We start from the raw sequence: 19,260 nt of genomic DNA, 5'->3' as shown, positions 1-19,260 counted from the left end.
CTCAGAATCGCTGGTAGTCTTCCCGGCATGAGCGAAGCCGGGCGCACCCGAGGCAGCTATGCCAAGACGGCCGAGCGACGCCTCGAGATCATCCGCGCCGGCATCGATGTGTTCTCGAACTCCGGGTTTCGCAGCGGTTCGATCCGCGAGATCGCCGAGCGCGTCGGCATGAGCCAGGCGGGCCTGCTGCACCACTTCTCCAACAAGGCCGAGCTCCTCTCGGCCGTCCTCACGCTTCGCGACGAGCACTCCCTCGAGTTGATGCCCACCGGTGAGGCGACCGAGGGATTCGAGTTCCTGATCGGCCTCGTGCAGGTGGCCGAGTACAACCAGACGGTGCCGGGGCTCGTGGAGCTGCACTGCGTGCTGTCGGCCGAGGCGACGGCGGCCGATCATCCGGCCCACCAGTACTTCATCGACCGCTACCGCTACGTGGTCGGCTCGACCGAGCGGGCCATGACCCGGATGGCCGAGCTCGGGCAGCTCCGCCCCGACGTCGACGCGGGCAGTGCCGCCCGGGCACTCGTCGCCCTCATGGACGGGCTGCAGGTGCAGTGGCTGCTCGACCGGGAGTCGGTCGACATGGCGGACGAGACCAAGCGGTTCATCCGCGCGATCCTCGCCGAGGGCGTCAGCGACGAGCGGCTCGCCTGAGCTTCGCGAAGAAGTCCTCGAACATCAGCCGCACATCCAGGCGCGTGTAGACCCGGATCGTGCGGCCGTCGGTCTCGAAGACCGGCGTACCGTCCTCCCGGATCACCGGCGCCGGCCGAGCGACCCACTCGCTCGACGAGGGGTCGGACTCGAAGGATGACCGCAGCGCGGTGAGCAGCACGAGGGGGCTGTCCCCGTAGATGTAGGTCTCCCCCAGCGGGTAGCCGTGTCGTCCCGCCATGACCGCGACCTGGTCGATCGCCTCGTAGACGAGCCGTCCGACCTCGCCGTGCGGCCGGATGTGCTCCTCGGCCTCGGCCTGCGAGAGCAGCGTCTGCCGGTAGGTCGCTCGCGGCACCTGCCACAGCGGCAGTGCCGAGTCGTTGAACACGACGCGCGCGGCGACGACGTCAATCGCGAGGTTGTACTCGACCGCGGGTGCGCCGGGCGGCATCGGCGCGATGGTCGGGTCTTCCGCGCCGCCGATCCAGACCACGGTGAGCCGCTCGGCGATGCGCGGGTCGAGCAGCCACGCGCTCGCGACCTCGGTGAGTCCGGCGCCGCAGGCGATGACGAGCGGCAACTCGGTGTCGTTTCGCAGGGCCTCGGCGACGATCGCGCGCGACGCCTCGGAGTCGACCGGGGTTCGCTCGTCGACCATGCCCGTGTTGGAGCCGGCGAGCACGCGGTACTGCCCGCTGCGCCCGAGGGCGGCCAGGACATCCTCGATCCGGCGGCAGGCGTTGTCGGCGGTCTCCTCGCTCGGGTCGAAGGGGTCGCCCGGGCGCAGGTGGGAGCCGATGATGCCGACAATCTCGACGGAGGGCGACAGCAAGTGGTGCACGAGCTGGGCCAGGCCGTCCGGGTCGCCGGAGAAGTCGTTGTCGATGATCACGCGGAGGCGCGGGGCGATTTCGGTCATGGGTCAATCCTCTCGTTGACAGCATCCTCCCTCCCATGTCATGCTGCATGCAAGTCGCATCATTAGTGAATAGGTATGCAATTGCTGGAAACGGACACCGCGCGGGTCGCCGAATGGCGCACCGAACGCGCACGAATCGCCGCCGCGAGCCCCGCCGAGCGGGACGCCCTGCTCGCCGAGAAGGCCCGCCTCACCCGCCGGGCGGTGATCGGGATGATCTCCCACGCCGGTCAGGGCCACATCGGCGGCGACTTCTCGGTCACCGACATTCTCACGACGCTCGTGGGCGCGGTCATGACGATCGATCCGGCCGACCCCACCCGCCGCGACCGCGACCGGCTCATCCTGAGCAAGGGGCACAGCGCGGGCGCCCTCTATGCGACGCTCGCCCACGCCGGCTACTTCGACGAGGCCGAGCTGGGCACCTTCATGGATCCGCTCTCGGCGCTGAACGGTCATCCCAACCGCAACAAGGTGCCCGGAGTGGAGACCAACACCGGCCCGCTGGGCCACGGTCTACCCGTCGCGGTCGGCCAGGCGGTCGGGGTGCGCCTCACCGGCACCGGAGCCCGCGTGTTCGTCATCATGGGCGACGGCGAGATGCAGGAGGGCAGCAACTGGGAGGCCCTCATGGCCGCCTCGCAGTTCGGCCTCGACAACCTCGTCGCCATCGTCGACCGCAACCGCCTGCAGCAGGGCGCGCGCACCGAGGACACCAACGCGCTCGACCCGCTGGATGACCGCCTCGCCTCCTTCGGCTGCGAGGTGCGCATCGCCGACGGGCACGACTTCGGTTCGCTCATCCACGCCTTCCGCCCCTCGACCACCGGCAAGCCGGTCGCCGTGATCGCAAACACCACCAAGGGCAAGGGCGTGTCCTTCATCGAAGACCGCGTCGAGTGGCACCACAAGGTGCCGTCCGCCGAGCAGGTCGCCCTCGCACTCCAGGAGCTCTCATGACGCTGACCGCCGACGCCGCACCCCGCGCCGTCTACGACAACCGCACCGCCTTCGCCGACGAGCTCGTGCAGCTCGCCCGCGAGGACTCCCGCATCGTGGCCGTCTGCAACGACTCCGTCGGGTCGAGCAACCTCACCGCGTTCCGCGACGAGTTCCCCGACCGGCTCATCAACGTGGGGATCGCCGAGCAGAACATGGTGGGCGTGGGGGCGGGCCTCGCCTCCTCCGGGCTCATCCCCTTCGTGTGCGCGGCCGCGCCGTTCCTCACGGGGCGCTCGCTCGAGCAGGTGAAGGCCGACGTGGCGTACAGCCAGCACCCGGTCATCCTGTGCGGAATGAGCCCGGGCATGGCCTACGGCGAGCTCGGCCCGACCCACCACTCGGTCGAAGACCTCAGCTGGCTGCGCGCGCTGCCCGGACTCGACATCGTCGTGCCGGTCGACCGACTGCAGACCCGCCAGGCGGTGCGCAACGCCGTCGCGCACCCGCGGCCGACCTTCATCCGGGTCGGTCGCCACAAGACGCCCGACGTCGTCGCCGACGACAGCGTGCTCGAGCGCGGCCGCATTCAGCAGGTGCGCGCGGGCAGCGACGTCACGATCATCGCGACCGGCACGCTCGTCTCCCGCGCACTGGATGCCGCGGCCACCCTCGAGGGCCAGGGCGTCTCGACCCGCGTGCTGAACGCCGCCTACCTCGCTCCGCTCGATGTCGCGGCGATCTCCGCGGCCGCGCGCGAGACCCGCGCGATCGTCACCGCCGAGGAGGCGAACGTCGCCGGCGGACTCGGGGCAGCGGTCGCGTCGATCGTGGGGCAGCTCGAGGCGGGCGCTCGGGTGCCGCTGCGGATTCTGGGCCTGCACGAATTCGCGCCGACCGGCAGCACCGACTTCCTGCTCGACTACTTTGGTCTCACCGACGCCCACCTCGTCGTCGCGGCACGGGAGGCCCTCGCGAATGTCTGATTCCGGCTCGGCGGTCGTCGTCGCGGTCGACCAGGGCACCAGCTCGACGAAGGCGCTCGCGGTCGACGCGCGCGGCAACGTCGTGGGCTGGGGCTCGGTCGCGATCGGCCAGACGCACCCCGCGCCCGGATGGGTCGAGCAGGATGCCCGCGAGATCGCCGCGAGCGTCGAGGCGGCCATCGCGCAGGCGGTCGACGGTCTCGCCGGCACCGTCTCGGCGCTCGCCCTGAGCACCCAGCGCGAGTCGGCGCTGCTCTGGGACCGCGCGACCGGGGAGCCGCTCGGGCCGGTGCTCGGCTGGCAGGACCGCCGCACCACCGATGCCGCCGACTCCTTCACCGCGGCCGGCCACGGCGAGCGCCAGTTGCAGCTGACCGGCCTCCCGGTGGACCCCATGTTCTCCGCGCTCAAGTTCGCCTGGCTGCTCGACCGGGTCGACCCCGACCGCGTGCGGGCGTCCGCCGGCGAGCTCTGTCTCGGCACCGTCGACTCCTGGCTCGTCTTCCGCCTGACCAGCGAGCACCGCATCGAGGCCGGCAACGCCAGCCGCACCGCGCTCCTCGACCTCGCGACGGGCGACTGGAGCGAGGAGCTGCTCGCTGTGCACCGCATCCCGCGGGCGGCGCTGCCCCGCATCGCGCCGTCCACCGAGCCGACCGCCCCGGTCGCGCTGGCGAGTCTTCCCGAGGGCACCCGCATCACGGGCATCCTCGGCGACTCGCACGCCGCCCTGTTCGGCCACGGCGTGCGTCTGCCGGGCGCGGTGAAGGTGACCCTCGGCACCGGCTCTTCGATCATGGGCCTGCTGCCCGCCGGGCGCACGGCACCGGAGGGACTCGTCACGACGCTGGCCTGGGCGGCCCCGGAGCCCGCGCTCGCCTTCGAGGGCAACATCCTCTCGAGCGGCTCGACCCTCGTGTGGCTCGCCGGTCTGCTCGGCACCACCCCGGATGAGCTCGCCGACCTCGCGCGCGAGGCGTCCGGCGAGCCCGACACCGGCGTCGATCTTGTGCCCGCCTTCGCCGGACTGGGTGCGCCCTGGTGGGATGACCGCGCCCAGGCCGTGCTCATCGGCTTCGACCTCGCCACCGACCGCTCCGCGCTCGCCCGTGCGGCCCTCGAGTCCGTGGTGCTGCAGATCGAAGACGTGCTCCGAGCGGCCGAGGCGGCGGGGCCCCGCATCGAGTCCGTCCTCATCGACGGCGGACCAGCGGCCAACGACCACCTCGCCCAGTTGCTCGCCGACCTCAGCGGACGCCGCGTCGAGCGTCCCGACATCGCCGGCCTCTCGGCGCTCGGGGCCGCCCACCTCGCGGGCCTCGCGGCCGGCCTGTGGACCCCCGACGACGTGCTCGCCTTCGACCGGCGCAGCACCGTGTTCACCCCCAGCCTGCCGGACGACGTCGTCGCCGCCCGACTCACCCGATGGCACCGTGCCGTCGCGGTGGCGCGAGGTCGCGCCGCCGAACCCACCACCTGATTCGATCGAAGGACACCCCATGACCTCTCAGCAGCGATACGGCGCCGGCATCTGGCACTTCGCCACCTACGTGGACCGCTACGCGACCGACGGCTACGGCGAGCCCCGCACGGTCATCGACGCGATCGACATCGCGGGCAAGGTGGATGACCTCTCGGTCGTCGACCTGAACTACCCGTTCTTCGGCGGTGACTTCTCCACCGCCGATGTCAAGACCGCCCTCGACCGCAACGGGCTGAGCGTCATCGGCATCACGCCCGAGATGTACACCCGCGAGTTCATGAAGGGCGCCTTCACGAACCCGGATCCGGGGGTGCGGCGTCGCGCGCACGAGCTCATCACCGAGGCCGCCGGTGTCGTCCGCGAGTTCGGTGCCGACTACGTGAAGCTCTGGCCGGGCCAGGACGGCTGGGACTACCCGTTCCAGGTGGACCACGGCGCGCTGTGGAAGAACTCGCTCGACGGCGTGGGTCAGCTCGCGAGCGAGAACCCCGACCTCAAGTTCGTGATCGAGTACAAGCCGCGCGAGCCCCGTGTGCACATGAGCTTCGACTCCGTCTCGCGCACGCTGCTCGGCATCGAGAAGATCGGCCTGCCCAACGTGGGTATCCTGCTCGACTTCGGCCACGCCCTGTTCGGCGGCGAGTCGCCCGCCGACTCGGCGCAGCTCGCCATCGACTACGGCCGTCTCTTCGGCATGGACGTGAACGACAACTTCCGCTCCTGGGACGACGACCTCGTCGCGGGCACCGTGCACCCGCTGGAGCTCTTCGAGTTCTTCTACACGCTGCGCAAGAACAACTGGGAGGGCGTCTGGCAGCTCGACCAGTTCCCCTTTCGCGAGGACAGCGTGCAGGCGGCCAACCACGCGATCGACTTCCTCAAGGCGGCCGGGCGCGGGCTCGACAAGCTCGACTTCGCGGCCGTGCAGGAGGCGCAGGACCGGCACGACTCGCTCACCGCGATCGCCCTCGCCCAGAAGGCGCTCTTCTCGAGCTTCGGGGAGTAGGCGCAGCCCGTACTCTTGTGGTCATGACGTTGGACCGGTCGGGAGGCAGCCGCCTCCCGGCCGACCGCATGTCGCTGCTGACCAAGATCGCGCGCATGTATCACGAGCAGGGCCTGCGCCAGCCTGAGATCGCCTCGCGGCTGCACGTCTCGCAGTCGCGCGTGTCGCGCATCCTCAAGGAGGCGGAGCGCATCGGGGTGGTGCGCACGGTCGTCGTGCCGCCCGCCGGGGTGTACTCCGAGCTCGAGGATGCGGTGCGCGACCGCTACGGTCTTGCCGACGTCGTCGTCGCCGACAGCGCCTCCGATGAGGACGACTCGGTGCTCGCCGCGCTCGGCGGCGCGGGCGCCGCCTATCTCGAGACCACCCTCACCGGCAGCGACCGGGTCGGCATCTCCTCCTGGTCGTCCACGCTGCTCGCGACCGTCGACGCGATGGCGCCGTCGACCACGCGCACGGCCGAGAAGATCGTGCAGGTGATCGGCGGGGTGGGCAACCCCTCCGTGCAGGTGAAGGCGACGCACCTCGCCGACCGCCTCGCGCGCGTCACGGGCGCGAGCCCCACCTACCTGCCCGTGCCGGGCATCGTCGCGAACCGGCTCGTGCGCGACTCGCTTCTCGGCGACGGCTACGTGGCCGAGATCGCCGCCGAGTGGTCCACCCTCACCGTCGTGCTCGTGGGTATCGGCAGCCTGGAGCCCTCGCCGCTCCTCGTCGACTCCGGCAACGCGGTCTCCCTGGCCGATCAGGATGCCCTGCGCGCGGCCGGCGCGGTCGGCGACGTCTGCCTGCGCTTCTTCGACGCGACGGGTCGCCTCGTCGACACCGACCTCACCGACCGGGTGCTCGGCATCTCGAGCGCGGGACTCCTCGGCATCCCCCGCCGCGTCGGCTTCGCCGGCGGGCGCCGCAAACACGAGGCGATCCGCGCCGCGCTGCTCGGCGGCTGGCTCAACGTGCTCGTCACCGACCTCGCGACGGCGCGCTACCTCGTGGCGGACGCCGCGGGGTGAGCCGTGCTGCGGGGCCGGTGGCGCGCGGAGGTCTGATCCGTGCGCCGGGCCGCGTGGTGGTCCGCGTCGGCACTCACGCCGGGATCCACACCCGCATGGTCGAGGGGCCGCGGTTCGCCCAGGAGAAGTAGGGAACGAGAGCGGCCTCGAAGGGCGCGGTGCGCGGCGCGGGGACGGGGTCGCCGTAGGGCAGGAGCGACGCGGGCTGGTCATCCGCCCGACCGCGGAGGGTCACGACGGCGCCGTTCGCGCTCGCGCGGGGCGGAACACTCAGGTCGATCTCGACGTGCTCGGTGTCGAGCCCGTGCGGCAGGTCGGGCGACTCGACGCAGAGCACGAGGGGACCGCGCTCGATCGCGACCTGACCGCGCACGGCATCGATCCGCGGGTGCGGCCGGGTGACGCGCGGCTCCATCGGCAGCGAGAGCACGACCGTCTCGCCCGGGGTGAAGCGGCGCTCGATCGTGACCGTGTCGCCGTCGACGGCCACCGGCACACCGCGGTCTCGCAGCGTCGCCGCGCCGCGCGCCCAGGACGGCACTCGGAGGGTGAGCGCGAACTCCACGGCCGTCTCGCCGCCGACCTCGACCGTCACCTCGCCGTCGAAGGGGTAGCCGGAGCGGACGTCGAGCTGAACGCGACGGCCGTCGCCGAGGACGGTGTCGATCGCGTAGCTGCCGTACTGGTGCAACTGCACGCCCGTCTCCGACGCCGTGGCGAAGGAGAGCTGCACGCTCGCCAGCGTGCGTGCCACGTTGGTGGGGCAGCAGGACACCCAGAACCACGGCGCACGCAGGCTCGAGAGCGCGCGGTCGGTCACCTCGAACTCGTCCGGCTCGACGCCCTCCTCCCGCTGCTGCAGAGTGTTCGTGTAGTAGAAGGCGCGGCCGTCCTCGCGCGGCGAGACGAGAACGGTGTTGAGCAGGGTGCGCTCGATCAGCTCGGCGTAGCGCGGGTCGCCGCTCTGCAGCAGCAGCCGCCAGCTCAGCATGTTGGAGGCGATGCCCGCGCAGGTCTCGGCGTACGCGCGGTCCGGCGGCAGCTCGAAGTCGGTGCCGAACGCCTCGTCGAGGTGGTGCGAGCCCATGCCGCCGGTCACGTAGGTGCGGCGGGCGACGGTCGCCTCCCACTGCGCCTCCACCGCCGCACGCAGTTCGGCATCGTCCGTCTCGACCGCGACGTCGACGGCCCCGGCGCTCAGGTAGAGCGCCCGAACGGCGTGGCCCCGCAGCACCGTCGCGTCGCGCACGGGAGTGTCGTCCTGAAAGTACTCGGCGCCGTAGGCGATCGGCCCGAGGGTGCCCGTGCCCCGCCGCTCGACGAAGAGCCGCGCGAGTTCGAGGTAGCGGGGCTCGCCGGTCGCGCGGGCCAACTCGGCGAGCGCGGGCTCGATCTCCGGATGACCGCAGACGGCCACCCGCCCGCCCGGCCCGAACACGTCCCAGACGTGGTCGGCGAGCCGGCGCGCGACCGCCGGCAGCGCGTCGTCGTGCCCGGTGCGGAGCCGCGCGACCGCGGCCTGGATGAGATGGCCGAAGCAGTACAGCTCGTGGCCCCACTCCAGATTGGAGAAGCGGGCGGGCTGTCCGGGGCGTCCGAAGCTCGTGTGCAGGTAGCCGTCCGGTTCCTGCGCGGCCGCGACCCGCGCGACGAGGGCGTGGTAGCGGCGCTCCAGCGCGGGGTCGGGCATCCGCCCCAGCTCCCAGGCCATGCCCTCCAGCAGCTTGTAGACCTCGGAGTCGACGAACTCGATGCCCGCGTGCGACTCGGCCACCGTGCCATCGGCAGCGCGATCGAAGTTGGCGGTCCAGCCGACGCGCTCCATCCACTTCTCGCAGTGGGCGAGGATCACCCGCGCGTTGAGCTCCTGCTTCTCGGCCCAGAAGCCGCCCGTGATCGCGATCTCCGCGGTGCCGAGGGGGCGCAGCACGCTGCGACTCGGGAGCACGGGCCCGCCGAGACGGCCCGCGCCCCGGGCGGACCGCCCCGCGCCCGGGGCGCTCTCCGCGGGCTCGCCGATCGGCGCGAGGGGGGTGGGGATCTCGGTGGTCTGCTTCTGCACGATGAACTTTCTGGGTGGTATCGGTCGGTGGCTCGGTCGCGGAGGGCCGGGATCAGTCTTTGACGGCGCCCGCGGTGATGCCGGCGGCCACATAGCGTTGGGCAACCACCAGCAGCACGGCGGCCGGGATGCTCGCCACCACCGCCGTCGCCATGATCGAGTTCCACTCCTGGTTGTTGTTGCCGATGTACTTGTAGATGCCGAGGGTGATCGGCTGGAGGTCGCCGCCCCCGTCGAGCGTGGAGGCGAAGATGAAGTCCGACCACGCCCAGAGGAACGCGAACAACGAGACGGTGACGATCGAGTTGCGGCTGATCGGCAGGATGATCGACCGGAAGGTGCGCCACGCCCCCGCGCCGTCGATCGTGGCCGCTGCGGTCAGCTCGTCCGGGATGCCGTTCATGAACGCCGTGAAGATGAGCACGCCGAACGGCACCGCGATCGTCGAATCGGCGACGATGAGGCCGGGAATGGAGTTCAGCATCCCGATCCCCAGGTAGATCGCGTAGAACCCCATCGCCATGATGATGGCGGGGATCATCTGCGCGATCAGCAGGATGAAGCTCAGCGGGCGCCCCCCTCGCGGTCGCAGCTTCGCGAGCGAGTACGCGGCGGGCGCCGACAGCACGAGGGTGAGCACGACCGTGCCCAGGCCGACGAGCAGGCTGACGCCCAGGTAGGGCAGTTGATCGCGCGCCACGGCGAGGTAGCCCTCGATCGTGCCGTGCACCGGGAACCAGTCGGGAGGCGACTTGCGCATCTCGGTGGTGGGGGTCAGGGAGACGTTGATCATCCAGTACACCGGGAACAGCATGATCGCGGTGAGCACGACCCCGAGGAGGGTCTTCCACCAGGCGCGGCGGCGGGTCACGAGGGGTCCAGCTTTCGCTGGGTGCGCAGGTAGACGAGGCCGAAGACGAGCGCGATGAGGATGAGGATGTTGCCCACGGCGGCGGCGGGGCTGAAGTCGGGGAGGACGGAGCCGAAGCCGAGGCGGTACGACCAGGTCGACAGGGTCGTGGAGGAGTCGGCCGGGCCGCCCTTGGTCATGATCCAGATGATGTCGAAGACCTTGAGCGTGTAGACGAGCCCCAGCAGGATCGTGATGGCCGACACGGGCCGCAGCAGCGGGAAGGTGATGCGCCAGAACTTCTGCCAGCCGTTCGCCCCGTCGAGTGAGGCCGCCTCGTAGAGGTCGCCGGAGATGTTCTGCAACCCGCTGTAGAGGATCACGAGGTTGAAGGGGATCCCGATCCAGATGTTGGCGATGAGCACCGCGATGAGCGACCAGTCGGGTGAGGTCAGCCAGTTGATCTGCGGGAGTCCGAGGGCCTCGAGCGCGGAGTTGACGATGCCGGAGTCGCTGTTGAACATCCACGACCAGGTGGAGGCCGAGACGATGAGCGGCAGCAGCCACGGCACGAGGAAGAGCGCGCGCAGCGTGGAGGCGAGCCGGAAGTGCTGGAAGAAGAAGACCGCGAGGGCGAGCCCGATGCTGAACTGGAAGGCGATGGAGACGAAGGTGAAGATCGCGGTGTGCGTGAGGGCGGGCCAGAAGGTCGCATTCTGGATGACCTTCGCATAGTTGTCGAACCAGACAAACGGCGCCGTTCCGTCGACGAACGACCGCACCGTGTAGTCCTTGAGGCTCAACTCGACGTTGCGGTAGAGCGGGAACGCGTAGAAGACGAGCAGGTAGGCGACGACCGGGGCGAGGAATGCCCACGCCGCCCACTGGCCCGAGCGGACGCGACGACGCGCGGCGGGGCGGCCGGGTGGGGCGACCGAGGTCGCCCCACCCTTCTCCCCCACAGCCCGCTTCGCAGGGACGGCTGAGGTGGTCATGATTCCTGTTATCTGTTTCGGTGGAGCGGGGGTGCTACTTGATGGCGGCGGCCGCCGCGGTCTGCGCGGCCTTCAGCGCGGCCTCGGGGGTCTGCGATCCGCTCAGTGCGGTCTGCACGGCGGTCCACAGCTGCTCCGAGATCTTCGGGTACTTCGTGCCGAGGTTGTCGCTCGTGCGTCCCTTCGCCGCCTTGACCGCATCCACCCATGGCTTCAGAGCCGCGTTGCCGGCGACCTGGGCCGCCTGCGCGTCCGCCGTCGGGGCGATGTACGACAGGGTGTTGTCGGTCGTGACGAAGTTGGCCGTGCTCGTGAGGCAGTTCACGATCTTCTTCGTCGTGGCGTAGCGTGCGGCATCCTTCTGCACCGGGATGGTGAGGAACTCGCCGCCCGTCGGTGCGGCCGCCGGGCCGCCGCTCTCGGCGGGGATGGTGAGGATGCCGTAGTCGATCCCGGCCTGCTTCACGTTGCCGAGCTGCCAGGTGCCGTTCTCGCCGAAGGCGTAGTCACCGGTGGCGAACTCCTGCCAGCTCGTCGTCTGGGTGTTCTGGATGACCGAGTTCGGCGCGTACCCCTTCTTCAGCCAGTCGGTCCACAGCGTGAGCGCGGCGACGGCCTGCGGCGAGTCCAGTTGTGTGAGGTTGGCGCCGGATCCCCAGAACCACGGCAGGAACTGGAAGCTGCCTTCCTCGGTGTTAATGCCCGAGAAGGTGATGCCTTTCTTGCCCGCCGCCTTCACCTTGGCCAGCGCATCCGTCAACGTCGCCCAGTCGGTGATGCTCGCCGCGTCCACACCGGCAGCCTTCAGCACTGTCTTGTTGTAGTAGAGCGCCAGGGTGTTCGCCCCGATGGGCACCCCGTAGGTCTTTCCGCCGATCTCGCCGGCCGCGATGATGTTCTTGTCGATCGCGCTCGTGTCGAGCTTGTTCTCGGCGGTGCTGGTGAGGATGCCCGCGTCGGCGAGCGTCGACACGACCGGATTGTCGACGAGCAGCATGTCGGGCGAGTTGCCCTGCTGTCCGGCGAGCAGCGCCTTGTTGGTGAGCGCGGTGGTGTCGTACCCCGTGCGCTTCACCGTGACGCCCGCCTTGGTGCCGCAGCTCTCCACGAGCTTCGTCCACGCGGCGGATTGATCGAACTGGGGATACGGGTCCCAGAAGGTGTAGCTCTTCGACGATGCCGACGTACCGCCGCCACTGCTCGCGCAGCCGACGAGACCGACACCCACGAGGGCTGCGGCGACCGCGATCGCGGCCCCCCGCCTGAACTTCGTTGTCATTGCCCGGACACTTCCTCTCTGAAATGAATGGTGCGGCCGTGCGGTGGTGCCCGCACGGCCAAACTATCGGTTCGGTGGTCACCGTTGACGGGTCGTCTTCGACTCTCTCACCGAAATTACCGAAAGTACTTTCGGGATCAACGTAGACGGATTGTGCGCGCTCGTCAAGCTGGAAATCGTGGGGGTGTCCGTGGCAGAGTAGGATCGCGCTCAGAACCGGGAAGAAGCAGAGTTGTCAGTGATCAACAGCAAGAAGCCGAAAGCTTCGGTGACGCTGACCGATGTCGCACAACTCGCTGGGGTGTCGCTCGCGACCGCGTCGAAGGCGCTCAACGGGCGCAGTCAGGTGCGCGCCGAAACCCGGCAGAAAGTGATTGAGGCCGCCGCGGCGCTCTCTTTCACGCCCAATCCCTTCGCCCAGGCCCTCAATGCCTCGCACACCGGCACGATCGGGATGCTCACGAGCGACCTCGACAACCGCTTCGTCCTTCCGGTGCTGCTCGGGGCGGAGGACGCCTTCGGCTCCGGTGCCACCTCCGTGCTGCTCTGCGATGCCCGCGGCGACGCGGTGCGCGAGCAGCACCACCTCAACACGCTCCTGGCCCGACGCGTCGACGGCATCGTGGTGCTCGGCCGCACCACCAACCCCCGTCCGTCGATCACCGCCGGCGTGCCCGTCCCCGTCGTGTACGCCTACGCGCCCTCCGACGACCCGGCCGACACCTCCTTCACCCCCGACAACTACACGGCGGGCCGACAGGCGATCGAGCACCTTCTCGCGCGCGGCCGGCGGTCCATCGCCCTCGTCAACGGCGAGCCCAGCTACACCGCGGCGACCGACCGCGCCGCCGGCGCACGCGACGCGATGCGCGAGGCGGGGCTCGAGCTCACGGGCGGCGACGAGCTGTACGGGCAGTGGAGCGAGAGCTGGGGGCGGCAGTGCACCGAGACGTTGCTCGCGTCGGGTCGCCCGATCGACGCCATCCTGGCCGGGAGCGATCAGATCGCGCGCGGCGTTCTGGAGCAGCTGCGGGAGACCGGGCACCACGTTCCAGCCGAGGTCGCGGTCATGGGATTCGACAACTGGGACATCTTGAGTGCGACGGCTCGCCCGCCGCTCACAAGCATCGACATGAACCTGCAGGAGCTGGGCAGGGCGGCCGCCCGCGCGCTGTCCGACGCGATCTCGGGCACGACGGAGCCCGGCGTGCACCGGCTCCCGGTGCGGCTCGTGCCGCGCGAGTCGACGGCGAGCGTGCAGCGGCTTTAGTCGCGGGCCGGGTGGCGGCTCGCGCAGGGCGGCCGCGCGGCGTTCAGGTCGTGGCGGGCGAGCGGCGGCGGGCGACGAGTGCTGCCGCGCCGAGGGCGGCGGCGAGGATGCCCAGCTCGGCCGCGATCGACCCCCACGAGCCGGCCGGCAGCAGCGACGACGTCACCCAGCTCGCGCCGATCTCCCCGCCGAGGGCCACCGTCGAGGTGAGCACCATCCCCAGCGGCGCGGACGCGGAGTACGGCACCACCGTGCCCGCGAGCGCGGCCACGGCACCCAGCGTGAGGAGGGAGAGCAGCGCGGGGGCGACGACGCGGAGGAAGGTGGGCGGGTCATCCACCATGGCGGCTACGCCCGCGGCCTGCAGGACGGCGGCGGGCACCATCGCGCCGAGGTACTGGGCGATCACCCGGCGCCCGGTCGGATAGCCCGCGAGGTCGAGAATCCACTGCCACCCGCGCGAGCGGCCGGCCGCGGTCTCGGCCGTGCCCGCGAGCACGAGGGTCTGCCCGAGAACGGCGATGTCGAGCGGCAGCCCGGCGAGGCGCACCCCGGTCGCGAGCAGCGCGCACAGCAGCACGGCGAGCAGGAGGCCCAGCTGGCTCACGGGGTGCCTGAGCAGCAGCACGATCTCGCGCACGACGAATGCGGCGAGCGCGTCGGGGCGGCGGAAGCGGTGGGCTCGGAGGATGCGCGGTCCGGCCCCGAGCTGTGCGAGCGGGGGCGCCGCCCCCATCAGCAGCGCGGTCAGGCCGACGACGATCACCATCGCCGCAGCGGTGATCGCGACGGCGCCCACGGTGGTCGGCAGCGGATGACCAGCCCAGGCCGCGCGGGTGACGACGCCGAGCGGGCTCGCGCGCCCGGCGACGGCCGAGGCGAGGAGCTGTGCGAGGGCGACCGCGGCGGCGGCCAGGCCGAGCGTGGCGCCGATCATCCGCGTGACGGAGGCGGGCAGCCGCAGCAGGCGCGCGAGCAGGATGCCGAGCTGGGCGATGGCGAAGCCGCCGAAGCCCACGGTGAGGGCGGCGGCGGCCAGCCCCGCTCCGGTGAGGACCGGGGTCGGCTGCGACTGCGCCTCGAACACGATCGGCCCGGCCTGCGTGGCGCAGACGAGGGCCGCGATGCCGACCGCGGTGGGCAGGAACTCGCCGAGCACGATCGCGGCGGGACGCGCTCCGGCGACCCGCGCGGCCACGCTGAGGCCGCTCTCGGCGGAGGTGAAGGCGAGGAGCGCGAGCACGAGGACGGCGCCCGTGACGAGCTGGGACTGCACGAGCGACTCCCGCGCGGCGGCGATGCGCGGCTCGATCTCCCCACCGTGTGCTGAGTCGACGAAGAGGTTCGGGAGGTTGACGGCGAGGAAGGCGTGGATCAGCACCCCGACCCCGGCGACGACGACAAGCACCGCGGCGATCAGCAGGGCGGCGGCCCGCCTGCCGCCGGTCGCCCGCACGATGTGGGCGCGGGAGCCGCGGGCGGAGGCGCGCGCAATCGCGACGACGGCGCTCACGGGCGCGCGTCCCGCAGCAGATCGAGCCCCTCGAAGAAGCGATCACGGGCGCGGGCGGCGTCGGCGTCGATGCCGGTCGCGCGCAGGAATCGCGCCTCGAGAGTCTCGGGCGGGACGCCGACCGCGGTGCTCTCCTGACCCGGGCTGAGGTCGAGCAGCTCGCCGTCGCGCAGCACGAGCACCTCCGTGCACAGCTGCTCGGCGACGAGGAGGTCGTGGGTGGAGATGAGCACGGCGTTGCCGCGCTCGGCGTACACAGCGAGGAGCGCCTTGAGGATCGCCGAGGATTCGGGGTCGAGGCCACGGAACGGCTCGTCCAGAATGAGGATGCGCGGGCTGTGCAGGAGCGCGGTGACAAGCTGCAGCTTCCGCTTCATGCCGTGGCTATAGGTGCCGATGAGGCGATCCATCGCGCCGTCGAGGTGCAGGGCCTCCACTAGCGCCCGCTCTGCTTCGGGGGCGCGCCGGCGGTGACGGATGCCCGCGGTGAGGTCGAGCAGTTCATCACCGGTCAGCAGCTCCGCCTGGGGGAGGTCATCCGGGCAGAACCCGATGAGGTCGCGGAAGTCGGCGACAAGGCCGCCCTGGGTCTCGACGAGCACGACGCCCGAATCCTGACGAAGCAGCCCCGTCACGATGTGCAGGAGCGTGCTCTTGCCCGCGCCATTGGGCCCGAGGAGGGCCGTCATGCGGCCGGGATGCACCTCGAAGGAGACGTCACGCAGAACCGTCTGGGCGCCGAACGACTTGGTCAGGTGGTGGGCGATGAGCATGGGGCGGAGGACTCCCGAAGAGTTGGCGCAGCTGACGCCCGTCGGCTGAGGAGCAGGCCGATCACGGCCCCCACGGCGAGGAGAACGAACGGGAGGATGAGGATGCCCGGTCCCGAGGTCGCGACGACATCGCCATCGGCCGTCGACGTGGTCACGATCAACGGCACGGTCACCGATGACCGGCCGGACATCGCGGCTCCGAACGCATACATCCACACCGCGGCCTCGATGACGACGCCGACCAGCAGCCCGAGAAGACCACCCATAATCGTGGCCATCCGCCGTGCACTCCAGCGTCCACGGACGGGAACTGAAGCGGGTGCTGCCCGCATCAGCTGCGAGGTCCTGTCAGCGCGACTCTTCCCCGCGGGGCATACGATCTGGGCTCGACGATGCCGACGTGCTCAGCGCTCCGGATCACGGACATGGGTTCTCCGATTTCTGAGTGAGGGGACTCGGGTCGGAAGAAACCGTAGTTAGAGACGATGCGGCCGGTCCATAGGGACTGCGCGATTGGGGCGCGGATTGACGGTTCGTTGTCGGAACGGGGGCGGGAATTTAGTTGTCGTCAGGCAATCTCCTAGCGATTCGGTTCCCGCCCGTCAACCCTCTGGTGCCCCCATCGAATAGGCGTAACGTCGAAGAAAGAACGCGGCATCCCCCCGAAACGAAGCCGCGTCCGGATCGCCCGCCGGATCGCCTACTACCCCCCTTGGTGATCCGGCAGGGCGGCCCATTCGACTCCCGCCACGGCGGGCAGCCCTGTCCCGTGCGCATGCGGGTGCGGACGGGGCGAGCAACGCGCGCCACCGCCCAGGGCTCGGCGCGCGTCGGCGGTTCGGCGGGGCGCGGGCAAGGCGGCCCGCCGAACTCCGCCGGCTCGATCGGGCTGCACCGCGGTGCAGGCGCCGTCGCCTGCGCCGCCACCGACTCCGGCCCCCGGCCCGGCTTCGGCTTCGGCTTCGGCTTCGGCTCCGGCTCCGGCTTCGGCTTCGGCTCCGGCTCCCGCCCACGCTTGGGCGCTCCCCGGGCACGCAATGCAGGGCCCTCTGGTCCGACGCAGTCGTGCGCGGGGATTCCGTCGCCGCTGTGCTCGCCAATTCGCCCGATTTGGTCGTGCCGATGGCGCAACCAGGAGTAGTTCATCCTGCATTGTGTGCGGCAGCTGGTGTGCTGCGGTATGTGTGCGGCAGCTGATGAGCTGCGGTACGTCCGCGGCAGGTTGTGCGCTGAAGCATGCGCGCTCCAGCTTTTGTACGGCAGCTGGTGTGCTGCGGTATGTGCGCGGCAGCTGGTGTGCTGCGGGATGTGCGCGGCAGCTGGTGTGCGGCCGGCGCAGGCGCTGCAACGGGCGGAATGCCCGGGCGTTGCTCGAGCGGCCCGGCCGGGGCCTTGTGCCGCGCACTCGCCAGGTCTAGCGTTCCGAACATGACAGATTCCCAGAAGGAGGAGCCGCGTCCGGTGCACGTCTTCGACCAGACGAACGGGCTCGCGCGGGCCGCCGAGGACGAGGATCGCGAGCGTCAGGGTGACGACCGGAGGTCATCCGGCTCGGTACTCGCCGGCGGCGCCGCCATGGATGCCGCGCGCAGCATCTTCTGAGCCACCCGACCCCGCCGAGGCGCAGGGCCAGCGCCCAACGGTGCACAATGCAGGGCCGCCCCGGTAGTTTCCGCAGTCCTGGCCCCACCCACCGTCGTCACGGGCCGAAAAATGCTGGTCGGGGGAGGCGTCACCGGGTCCGACGCGGCGTCATCCTGCAATGTGTGCCGGGCGAGCGCCCGGGACAGGGCGCGGGGCGCAGGGTGCGAGGCCCCGGGCGCGATGCGCCACCCGCGCGACCCTCTTAGCGCCCGACCGCCGTCGCGACGAGCAGCCCGCGCCGCCGGAGCAGCCGGCGCTCGACGGGGGCGAAGGCGAGCAGCTCGACGATGATTCCGATCGCCAGGATCGTGATGATGGTCGTCAGCACCGCGGCGAGGTCGGCGAGTTCCCGGCTCTGCTGCAGCATCGAGCCGAGCCCGAAGCCGATCGTGCCGCCGACGGTGATGATCTCGGCGGCCATGAGGGAGCGCCAGGAGAAGGCCCAGCCCTGCTTGAGGCCGGCGAGGTAACCGGGTAGTGCTGCGGGAAGGATTACCCGCGTCGCGAGCTGCAGGCGGGAGGCCCCGAGCACGGTCCCGACGCGTCGAAGCTGCGGCGGCACCTGCTCCACGCCAGAGACCAGCCCGTTGGTGATCGAGGGCACCGCCCCCATGAGCACGACGAAGTAGACGGTCGCGTCGGTGAGGCCGAACCACAGGATCGCGGCGGGCACCCACGCGACGGAGGGCAGCACCTGCAGGCCCGAGATCAGCGGTCCCAGCGCGCGGCGCAGCCAGCGAACCTCGGCGAGCAGGAGCCCGAGCGGCGTGCCGATCGCGACCGCGATGAGGAAGCCGAGCACTCCGCGCTGGAGACTCGTGAGCACGGCGACCGGCAGGCGGCCACTCGTCCACGCGCTCCCGAAGGAGCCGAGCACGTCGAGGGGGCCCGGCGCCAGGTCGGGGCGCGGGTGGGCGACCACCGTGTACAGCTGCCACGCAAGGAGCAGGACGATGACGAGAATGACCGGCGGCACCACCCCGCCCAGTATCCGTCGCACGCCGCTCCGGCTGCTCACGTCTCCGGTCTGCAGCGCATCCAGCCCGGCTTCGAGCGTGCGGAGGTCGGTTCTCCCCCGCGCGTCCAGCTCGGGGTCGCGCTGTGCGATGACTTCAGGCGGCATTCCGACGCAGCTCCTTCCGCAACTGGTCGGTGATCTCGATGGCGAGGGTCGCGACCTCGGGCGATTCGATGCGGCGCGGGCCGGTGTCGTCGATCCGCCACTCGTTGACGATGCGGCCGGGCCGCGACGACATGAGCAGCACGCGCTGGCCGAGGCGCGCGGCCTCGCGCACGTTGTGGGTGACGAAGACGATGGTGCGGCCGGTCTGGCGCCAGACGAGTTCGAGCTGCTCGTGCAGGAGGTCGCGGGTGATCGCGTCGAGGGCCGCGAAGGGCTCGTCCATGAGGAGAACCTGCCGGTCCTGGGCGAGCGCGCGGGCGAGGGCGACCCGCTGCCGCATGCCGCCGGAGAGCTCGTGCGGTCGCTTCTCGGCCGCGTCGGCGAGGTTGACGACGTCGAGCAGCGCGAGCGCCTCGTTGCGGCGACGGTCGCGGCGAACCCCGCGCAGTTCGAGCGCGAGCTCCACGTTGCGCCGCGCCGTGAGCCAGGGCAGCAGCGCGGACTCCTGGAACATGACCGCCGCGTTGCCGCTCGCGACCTCGACGGTTCCGCTGGTGGGTCGCTCCAGCCCCGCGATGATGTTGAGGAGGGTCGACTTGCCGCAGCCGGAGGCGCCGAGGAGGCAGACGAACTCCCCGGAGCCGATGGTGAGGGTGACGTCGTCGAGCACCGGCGCGCCGCCCGCGGCGAATCGCTTGCCGAGGCCCGCCACGGTGATCGCGGCGGGCGGCGCGGTGCGGGTGCTCAC

18 protein-coding genes are annotated in these 19,260 nt (G+C 70.9%); 8 read left to right on the top strand and 10 right to left on the bottom strand.

The window, feature by feature from the left end:
* The first annotated feature begins 27 nt into the window (after window positions 1-27).
* Complete coding sequence (locus G3T37_RS11860) at window positions 28-654, top strand: TetR/AcrR family transcriptional regulator (protein ID WP_163474101.1); 627 nt, start codon at window positions 28-30, stop codon at window positions 652-654.
* Here the strand turns inward: G3T37_RS11860 and G3T37_RS11855 are convergent.
* A complete protein-coding gene (locus tag G3T37_RS11855; RefSeq protein WP_163474100.1) occupies window positions 632-1,576 on the bottom strand; it encodes a nucleoside hydrolase in 945 nt (314 codons plus the stop codon). The genes G3T37_RS11860 and G3T37_RS11855 overlap by 23 nt on opposite strands.
* 75 nt (window positions 1,577-1,651) lie before the next feature.
* On the opposite strand from G3T37_RS11855, the gene G3T37_RS11850 reads away from it, so the two are divergent.
* From G3T37_RS11850 to G3T37_RS11830, 5 genes are read left to right on the top strand one after another with little or no spacing between them, the layout of a single operon-like run.
* Window positions 1,652-2,536, top strand: coding sequence for a transketolase (locus G3T37_RS11850; protein ID WP_163474099.1), 885 nt, complete (start codon window positions 1,652-1,654; stop codon window positions 2,534-2,536).
* Window positions 2,533-3,501: a transketolase family protein gene (locus tag G3T37_RS11845; RefSeq protein ID WP_163474098.1), complete on the top strand. Its 969-nt coding sequence runs from the start codon at window positions 2,533-2,535 to the stop codon at window positions 3,499-3,501. Before G3T37_RS11850 ends, G3T37_RS11845 begins: the two co-directional genes overlap by 4 nt.
* Window positions 3,494-4,981, top strand: coding sequence for an FGGY family carbohydrate kinase (locus G3T37_RS11840; protein WP_163474097.1), 1,488 nt, complete (start codon window positions 3,494-3,496; stop codon window positions 4,979-4,981). Before G3T37_RS11845 ends, G3T37_RS11840 begins: the two co-directional genes overlap by 8 nt.
* Before the next feature lie 19 nt (window positions 4,982-5,000).
* Window positions 5,001-5,990, top strand: coding sequence for a sugar phosphate isomerase/epimerase family protein (locus G3T37_RS11835; RefSeq protein WP_163474096.1), 990 nt, complete (start codon window positions 5,001-5,003; stop codon window positions 5,988-5,990).
* A 23-nt stretch (window positions 5,991-6,013) separates the two neighbouring features.
* Entirely contained in the window at window positions 6,014-7,003 is a 990-nt protein-coding gene (locus G3T37_RS11830; protein WP_206673828.1) for a sugar-binding transcriptional regulator, read from the top strand.
* Between the two features lie 73 nt (window positions 7,004-7,076).
* Here the strand turns inward: G3T37_RS11830 and G3T37_RS11825 are convergent, their stop codons facing one another.
* From G3T37_RS11825 to G3T37_RS11810, 4 genes are all read right to left on the bottom strand, one after another.
* Complete coding sequence (locus G3T37_RS11825; RefSeq protein ID WP_422110987.1) at window positions 7,077-8,951, bottom strand: glycoside hydrolase family 127 protein; 1,875 nt, start codon at window positions 8,949-8,951, stop codon at window positions 7,077-7,079.
* A gap of 166 nt (window positions 8,952-9,117) precedes the next feature.
* Entirely contained in the window at window positions 9,118-9,879 is a 762-nt protein-coding gene (locus G3T37_RS11820) for a carbohydrate ABC transporter permease (protein ID WP_174247784.1), read from the bottom strand.
* Between the two features lie 53 nt (window positions 9,880-9,932).
* Window positions 9,933-10,910, bottom strand: a complete 978-nt coding sequence (locus tag G3T37_RS11815; protein ID WP_163474093.1) for a carbohydrate ABC transporter permease — start codon at window positions 10,908-10,910, stop codon at window positions 9,933-9,935.
* A gap of 34 nt (window positions 10,911-10,944) precedes the next feature.
* Window positions 10,945-12,189: a sugar ABC transporter substrate-binding protein gene (locus G3T37_RS11810; protein ID WP_163474092.1), complete on the bottom strand. Its 1,245-nt coding sequence runs from the start codon at window positions 12,187-12,189 to the stop codon at window positions 10,945-10,947.
* Between the two features lie 238 nt (window positions 12,190-12,427).
* On the opposite strand from G3T37_RS11810, the gene G3T37_RS11805 reads away from it, so the two are divergent.
* Window positions 12,428-13,459 carry a substrate-binding domain-containing protein gene (locus G3T37_RS11805; RefSeq protein WP_174247783.1) on the top strand — a complete coding sequence of 344 codons (1,032 nt, stop codon included), beginning with the start codon at window positions 12,428-12,430 and terminating at the stop codon, window positions 13,457-13,459.
* A gap of 43 nt (window positions 13,460-13,502) precedes the next feature.
* On the opposite strand, the gene G3T37_RS11800 is transcribed toward G3T37_RS11805, so the two are convergent.
* Genes G3T37_RS11800 through G3T37_RS11790 form a run of 3 tightly spaced genes read right to left on the bottom strand, consistent with a single transcriptional unit; the run spans window position 13,503 to window position 16,023 of the window.
* A complete protein-coding gene (locus G3T37_RS11800; protein ID WP_163474090.1) occupies window positions 13,503-14,972 on the bottom strand; it encodes a hypothetical protein in 1,470 nt (489 codons plus the stop codon).
* Window positions 14,969-15,745 carry an ABC transporter ATP-binding protein gene (locus tag G3T37_RS11795; RefSeq protein ID WP_163474089.1) on the bottom strand — a complete coding sequence of 259 codons (777 nt, stop codon included), beginning with the start codon at window positions 15,743-15,745 and terminating at the stop codon, window positions 14,969-14,971. The genes G3T37_RS11800 and G3T37_RS11795 overlap by 4 nt, the downstream gene beginning before the upstream one ends.
* On the bottom strand, window positions 15,724-16,023 hold the full coding sequence (locus G3T37_RS11790; protein ID WP_163474088.1) for a hypothetical protein: 300 nt from the start codon (window positions 16,021-16,023) through the stop codon (window positions 15,724-15,726). Before G3T37_RS11790 ends, G3T37_RS11795 begins: the two co-directional genes overlap by 22 nt.
* Before the next feature lie 1,150 nt (window positions 16,024-17,173).
* On the opposite strand from G3T37_RS11790, the gene G3T37_RS11785 reads away from it, so the two are divergent.
* A complete protein-coding gene (locus G3T37_RS11785) occupies window positions 17,174-17,347 on the top strand; it encodes a hypothetical protein (RefSeq protein WP_163474087.1) in 174 nt (57 codons plus the stop codon).
* A 244-nt stretch (window positions 17,348-17,591) separates the two neighbouring features.
* On the opposite strand, the gene G3T37_RS11780 is transcribed toward G3T37_RS11785, so the two are convergent.
* Together G3T37_RS11780 and G3T37_RS11775 are read right to left on the bottom strand one after the other, a co-directional pair.
* Window positions 17,592-18,512, bottom strand: coding sequence for an ABC transporter permease (locus G3T37_RS11780; protein WP_163474086.1), 921 nt, complete (start codon window positions 18,510-18,512; stop codon window positions 17,592-17,594).
* Window positions 18,502-19,260 (bottom strand): ATP-binding cassette domain-containing protein, encoded by a 759-nt coding sequence (locus tag G3T37_RS11775; RefSeq protein WP_174247776.1) that lies wholly within the window; start codon window positions 19,258-19,260, stop codon window positions 18,502-18,504. The genes G3T37_RS11780 and G3T37_RS11775 overlap by 11 nt, the downstream gene beginning before the upstream one ends.

It is taken from the genome of Galbitalea soli, assembly GCF_010686725.1.
GTDB lineage: Bacteria > Actinomycetota > Actinomycetes > Actinomycetales > Microbacteriaceae > Galbitalea > Galbitalea soli.
This window is presented reverse-complemented; position numbering and strand designations above follow the sequence as displayed.

Bases quoted from the DNA above. Each gene is read 5' to 3' on its own strand.
- G3T37_RS11830 (WP_206673828.1), top strand. From the start codon at position 6,014: ATGACGTTGGACCGGTCGGGAGGCAGCCGCCTCCCGGCCGACCGCATG.
- G3T37_RS11840 (WP_163474097.1), top strand. From the start codon at position 3,494: ATGTCTGATTCCGGCTCGGCGGTCGTCGTCGCGGTCGACCAGGGCACC.
- G3T37_RS11795 (WP_163474089.1), bottom strand. From the start codon at position 15,745: ATGCTCATCGCCCACCACCTGACCAAGTCGTTCGGCGCCCAGACGGTT.
- G3T37_RS11815 (WP_163474093.1), bottom strand. From the start codon at position 10,910: ATGACCACCTCAGCCGTCCCTGCGAAGCGGGCTGTGGGGGAGAAGGGT.
- G3T37_RS11835 (WP_163474096.1), top strand. From the start codon at position 5,001: ATGACCTCTCAGCAGCGATACGGCGCCGGCATCTGGCACTTCGCCACC.
- G3T37_RS11820 (WP_174247784.1), bottom strand. From the start codon at position 9,879: ATGCTGTTCCCGGTGTACTGGATGATCAACGTCTCCCTGACCCCCACC.
- G3T37_RS11860 (WP_163474101.1), top strand. From the start codon at position 28: ATGAGCGAAGCCGGGCGCACCCGAGGCAGCTATGCCAAGACGGCCGAG.
- G3T37_RS11850 (WP_163474099.1), top strand. From the start codon at position 1,652: ATGCAATTGCTGGAAACGGACACCGCGCGGGTCGCCGAATGGCGCACC.
- G3T37_RS11780 (WP_163474086.1), bottom strand. From the start codon at position 18,512: ATGCCGCCTGAAGTCATCGCACAGCGCGACCCCGAGCTGGACGCGCGG.
- G3T37_RS11810 (WP_163474092.1), bottom strand. From the start codon at position 12,189: ATGACAACGAAGTTCAGGCGGGGGGCCGCGATCGCGGTCGCCGCAGCC.
- G3T37_RS11855 (WP_163474100.1), bottom strand. From the start codon at position 1,576: ATGACCGAAATCGCCCCGCGCCTCCGCGTGATCATCGACAACGACTTC.
- G3T37_RS11790 (WP_163474088.1), bottom strand. From the start codon at position 16,023: ATGGCCACGATTATGGGTGGTCTTCTCGGGCTGCTGGTCGGCGTCGTC.
- G3T37_RS11845 (WP_163474098.1), top strand. From the start codon at position 2,533: ATGACGCTGACCGCCGACGCCGCACCCCGCGCCGTCTACGACAACCGC.
- G3T37_RS11785 (WP_163474087.1), top strand. From the start codon at position 17,174: ATGACAGATTCCCAGAAGGAGGAGCCGCGTCCGGTGCACGTCTTCGAC.